The 4,746-nt window shown below is 73.3% G+C and carries 5 protein-coding genes; 3 read left to right on the top strand and 2 right to left on the bottom strand.

The window, feature by feature from the left end:
* On the top strand, positions 1-1,437 hold a 1,437-nt coding region (locus ACFFNX_RS42660), incomplete at its 5' end, for a tetratricopeptide repeat protein (RefSeq protein WP_378211951.1).
* A gap of 321 nt (positions 1,438-1,758) precedes the next feature.
* Positions 1,759-2,997 (top strand): MFS transporter, encoded by a 1,239-nt coding sequence (locus tag ACFFNX_RS42665; protein ID WP_378211952.1) that lies wholly within the window; start codon positions 1,759-1,761, stop codon positions 2,995-2,997.
* 15 nt (positions 2,998-3,012) lie between these two features.
* Here ACFFNX_RS42665 and ACFFNX_RS42670 read toward each other — a convergent pair whose 3' ends face one another.
* Positions 3,013-3,414, bottom strand: a complete 402-nt coding sequence (locus tag ACFFNX_RS42670; protein ID WP_378211953.1) for a winged helix-turn-helix transcriptional regulator — start codon at positions 3,412-3,414, stop codon at positions 3,013-3,015.
* 103 nt (positions 3,415-3,517) lie between these two features.
* Between ACFFNX_RS42670 and ACFFNX_RS42675 the strand changes: the two genes are divergently transcribed.
* Positions 3,518-4,396 carry an alpha/beta fold hydrolase gene (locus ACFFNX_RS42675; protein WP_378211954.1) on the top strand — a complete coding sequence of 293 codons (879 nt, stop codon included), beginning with the start codon at positions 3,518-3,520 and terminating at the stop codon, positions 4,394-4,396.
* 25 nt (positions 4,397-4,421) lie between these two features.
* Here the strand turns inward: ACFFNX_RS42675 and ACFFNX_RS42680 are convergent.
* The coding region (locus ACFFNX_RS42680; RefSeq protein WP_378211955.1) for a response regulator transcription factor at positions 4,422-4,746 on the bottom strand (325 nt) is incomplete at its 5' end.

A 4,746-nucleotide genomic window follows, 5' to 3' on the forward strand; every position in this document is an offset into this window, starting at 1 on the left:
GGACATCCGGGCCGCCGGTGGGACATGCACGACCTCGTCCGCCTCTACGCGACCGAACTCGCCCTCGCCGACGCCTACCTGTATCGGAGTGCGCTGACCCGGCTGCTGGAGCACTATGAGCGCGCCGCCACGGACGCCGACCGGCGGTTCGCCGCCCCCGGGACGCTCCGCCTCTTCCACGTCAACCGGTTCGCGTCCCGCGCCCAGGCGCTGGGCTGGCTCGACGCCGAGCACGGCAACCTCGCCGCCGCCGTCGCGGCCGCGCACCGGGCGCGGCTGGGGAGCAGGGTGGGCGAGCCGGTCCGCAGGCTCGCCCGCTACCTGGAGTTCCGCCGGCACACCGAGGAGTGGATCGCCTGCGCGGGCCTGGCCCTCGACGCCGCCGAGCACGTGGACGCCGCGCACGTTCACCATGCCGCGCAGTCGCTCGGCAACGCCTGCCGGATCGCCGGACGCCACGACGAGGCCGAACGGCATCTGCGGCGGGCCCTCGACCTCGCTCCGGGTCGTACGGAGGAGGGGAACACGTGGCACAACCTCGGCCTCCTCTACTTCAGCACCGGCGACTACGCCCAGGCCGTGGAGTGCCACCGCAACGACCTGCGCATCTGCACGGACAACGGCGACCTGCTCGGCGCCGCCCACTCGCTCAGCGGGCTGGGCGACGCGCTGCGCATGCGGAAGGAGCATGAGGAGGCGGCCGCGTCGCTCGTGCGGGCCGTCGAGGTGTTCGACCAGCTCCAGGACACCACGGGCCTGATGAACGCCCGGATCAACCTCGCGCTCGTCCTGATGGGCTGGAACCCGGTGTGGTACGGCGGCTGCGGGATCTGGCACCTGTGCCACGCCCTCAGACTGGCCCGGGAGCGGGACGACCACCACGCGGAGGCCGTGGCCCTGCTCGACCTCGGCGGGCTCTACCTGAGGATCTGCCCGGCGTGCTACGGCCGCGCCGTCGTCCGGTGTGCGACGCGGGCCGCAGACCTGTTCGAGAGGCACGATGAGCCACTGCGCCTGGCGCGCGCGACCGAGGTGCTCGGCAGGGGCCTGCTGGCGGTCGGCGACCTCACCCGGGCGCGCCGCGTCCTGGACCGGGCGAGGGCCTCTCTGGAGGCACTCGGCGTCCGGCCGGGCGACGACGCCGCGCCCGACACCGGCACGAGGACGCCGCACATCCCCGGCTGCTTCGGCCGGCAGGACAAGGACCGGTTCCGCTGGCTCGGCCGGCTGCCCGACGACGTCATCCGAGGCGACCTCCGTCAGCTGGAAGCGGTCACCTGGGTCGGCTTCCGCTTCTGCGTCCGGCACCCGAGCGGGTCCGGAGAGGGCACCCGGGGGTCGCGCTCGCACTCGACCCCCGCGGATCAGAGCGCGGTGGGCGATGACGCCGATCACGGCCCTCCGGGGACGGAGCCGAGCGGTCCATCGACGGGCTGAAGGCGTTCCGGCACCCTGCGGACGAACGCCTCACCTCGATGCCTCGGCGCGCGCCGTCCGGTTACGAGATTTCTTGAAGTGTCGCCCTCCGGGCGACATCAGGATGGACCCTCCGAGTATGGAGTCCTACTCGAGAGGGGAGGCACGCCATGCGCAACCGCGACTTCTGAGGGCGAGAGAGCGGCCGCCCGGAACCCGGGGGCCCGCCGCACGTCGCGCCGGGGGCGCCTCACCGAGCCACGGGCCGCCGGCCTCCTTCGCCTCGCGACGCGCCTGGCGGCCCGTTGCTCGCGGGGCCTTCGACCGGTGACCGGCGAGCGGATGACGGCGCCGAAGACCGGGCGAACCCGGTTCCGCGACGTCATCGGCGTCGGTGAGTTCAGGGCGCTGTGGATCGCTCAGGCCCAGTCTCAACTCGGGGACCAGCTCGCCCGGCTCGCGCTGGCGCTGCTGGTGTTCGGCCGGACCTCCTCGGCCCTGCTGACCGCCCTCGTCTACAGCCTGACCTTCCTGCCGCCGCTGCTCACCTCGCCGCTCCTGTCCGGCCTGGCCGACCGCTTCTCACGCCGGACGATCATCGTGGTGGTGGAGCTCGCCCGCGGCTGCCTGGTCGCGGCGATGGCGATCCCGGGTTCGCCGCTGGCGTTCGTCATGGTGGCCCTGACCGCGATGGTGTGCCTGCAACCGCTGTTCGCCGGAGCGCGCAACGCCACGCTGCCCGAGATCCTGCCCGGGGACCGGTACCAGGTCGGCATGGGCGTCGTCGCGATGACCGACTACGTCACGCAGATCGTCGGCTTCGCCGGCGGCGGGCTCGTGATCGGCCTGCTCGGCGGCCCGCGCGTCGCGCTGACGATCGACGCGTTGTCCTTCCTGGCGTCGGCGTGCCTGATCGGATGGGGCGTCGGGCCGCACCGCCCCGCCCCGGACGCCGCCGCTCAGGGCGGCACCCGCGCGTTCGCGACGGCCGGGATCCGGTTGCTGGTACGCGACCGCCGTCTCGCCGGCCTGGCCGGGCTCATCTGGCTCTTCGGCTTCTTCATCGCGCCCGAGGCCCTGGCGGCACCGTACGCGCACGAGCTGCACTCCGGCTCCACGGCGGTGGGCCTGCTGATGGCCGCCGACCCCGTCGGCGCCTTCGCCGGCACGCTGCTGGTCACCCGGCTGATCCCCGCGGAACCACGGCAGCGGCTCATGGTGCCGCTGGCGCTCGCGTCGGGGATCCCGCTGGTGCTCAGCGCCGTCTCTCCGTCGCTGCCGCGATCACTCCTGCTGTGGACCCTCAACGGGGTCTTCACCACCTACCTCGTGCTGGCGCAGGCGAACTTCACCGTGACGGTGCCGAACGCCGTACGGGCACGGGCGATCGGCGTCGCCTCGGCCGGCCTGCAGACGGCGCAGGGGCTGGGCGTCCTCCTCGCCGGCGCGATCGCACAGGTCTCCCGGCCCTCCCTGTCCGTCGGCGTGTGCGGGGCGGCGGGCGCGGTCGGCACGGCCGCGATCGTCCTCGTCCTCCTCCGCCCGCGCGGCCACCCTGCGGCCCCGGACGCGTGCGGCTGACGCCGGCCCGGGTGTCTACTCGCCGGTGCCATCGGCCCGCTCGTTGTTGCGGTCGACCTCGGCCATGTGCTCCTCGGCCCAGGCCCGGACGGTGGCGAGCGCGGTCTCCAGCGAAAGGCCCAGCTCGGTGAGCCGGTAGTGCACGCGCGGCGGCACGGTCGGCTCCACCCGGCGGGTGACCAGCCCGTCGTGAGTCAGGCTCTGCAAGGTCACCGAGAGCATCTTCTGCGAGACGCCGGGCATCCGCCGCCGGAGCTCGGCGAAGCGCACCTCGTGCGGGGCGGCCTCCGCGAGGACCTTGACGGCCATGGACGTCCACTTCGTGCCGATGCGATCCAGCAGCCGGCGGGTCGGGCACCGGGGGTCGAAGAGGTCGCCCCGCGCCCCCTTCGCCGTACGGCCTGGAGGGGAGGTCACCAGCAGCTCACCACCTGTCGCGAAAGTGCGGTCTTGGCCGCACCGAGAAGGTTACCTAACCTCTGCTTGTCACCAATAGTTACCATTCGCGAGGGAGACACCCATGCCCGGCACACCCCCCATGCCTCCCTCCACGGCGGAGATCTCCCTGCGCCGGGTCGCGGCCAACGGCATCGACATCAACGTGGCGATCGCCGGGAACGGGCCCGCCGTCCTCCTGCTCCACGGCTTCCCGCACACCTGGCGGCTGTGGACCGAGGTCATCGCGGGTCTCGCCCCGCATCACCGCGTCATCGCCCCGGACCTGCGAGGACTCGGCGCCACCACGAAGGCGGCGGACGGCTACGACGCCGGCACCCTCGCCACCGACGCAGAAGAACTCCTCACCGCTCTCGGAGAACCGTCGGCGGCGGTGGTCGGCATCGACGCCGGCGCCCCTCCGGCGTTCCTGTTCGCCATGCGGCACCCCGCCCGCGTACGACGTCTCGTCCTCATGGAGTCGGCGCTGGGCCGGCTGCCCGGCGCCGAGGACTTCTTCGCCGGCGGGCCGCCGTGGTGGTTCGGCTTCCACGCGGTTCCCGGCCTCGCCGAGACGGTCCTGACCGGGCACGAGACGGAGTACATCGACTGGTTCCTCACCGCCGGCACCCGTGGCCGCGGTGTGCCGCGCGAGATCCGCGACGCCTTCGTCGACGCCTACACCGGACGTGACGCGCTGCGCTGCGCCTTTTCCTACTACCGGGCCGCACCCGCCGGCGCACGACAGATCCAGGACGCCGCCGACTCCCACCGGCTCACCGTGCCCACGATGGCCGTCGGCGCCCACCCCGTCGGCACCGCCCTCGAACGGCAACTGCGCCCCATCGCCGACGACCTCACCGGCTATCTGATCGAGGACTGCGGCCACATCATCCCGCTGGACCGCCCGCGGGCACTGCTCCCGCCGCTGACGTCCTTCCTCGCCCCGGACCGGCACACGTGACCGCTCACGGTGCGGATCACCCGTTTCAGGTCGGCTGACGCCACAGCACGGCCAGGCGGGTCCGGCTCGAGCACCCGGTCTTCCTCAGCACGCTCGTGAGGTGCTTCTTCACCGTGTCGACCGTGACGTGCAGGTGCTCGGCGAGCTGGCGGTTGGTCATCCCGGCCGCGACGAGTTCGGCGATCTCGCGTTCGCGTTCGGTCAGCGACCACGCGTCGCGCGGGCGGGTGCGTGCCACGAAGTGCGCGCGGAACGACGGGCCCAGCAGGCGGCCGAGCCGGTCGGCGATCCGGTCGTCCCCCGCCCCCGCGCCGGCGAGCGGCACGGCGATCGTGGCCGTGGCCCCGGGG

Origin of the sequence: Actinoallomurus acaciae (genome assembly GCF_042429965.1) — a bacterium.
In the GTDB taxonomy this organism is placed as follows: domain Bacteria; phylum Actinomycetota; class Actinomycetes; order Streptosporangiales; family Streptosporangiaceae; genus Actinoallomurus; species Actinoallomurus acaciae.

Bases quoted from the DNA above. Each gene is read 5' to 3' on its own strand.
- ACFFNX_RS42665 (WP_378211952.1), top strand. From the start codon at position 1,759: ATGACGGCGCCGAAGACCGGGCGAACCCGGTTCCGCGACGTCATCGGC.
- ACFFNX_RS42675 (WP_378211954.1), top strand. From the start codon at position 3,518: ATGCCCGGCACACCCCCCATGCCTCCCTCCACGGCGGAGATCTCCCTG.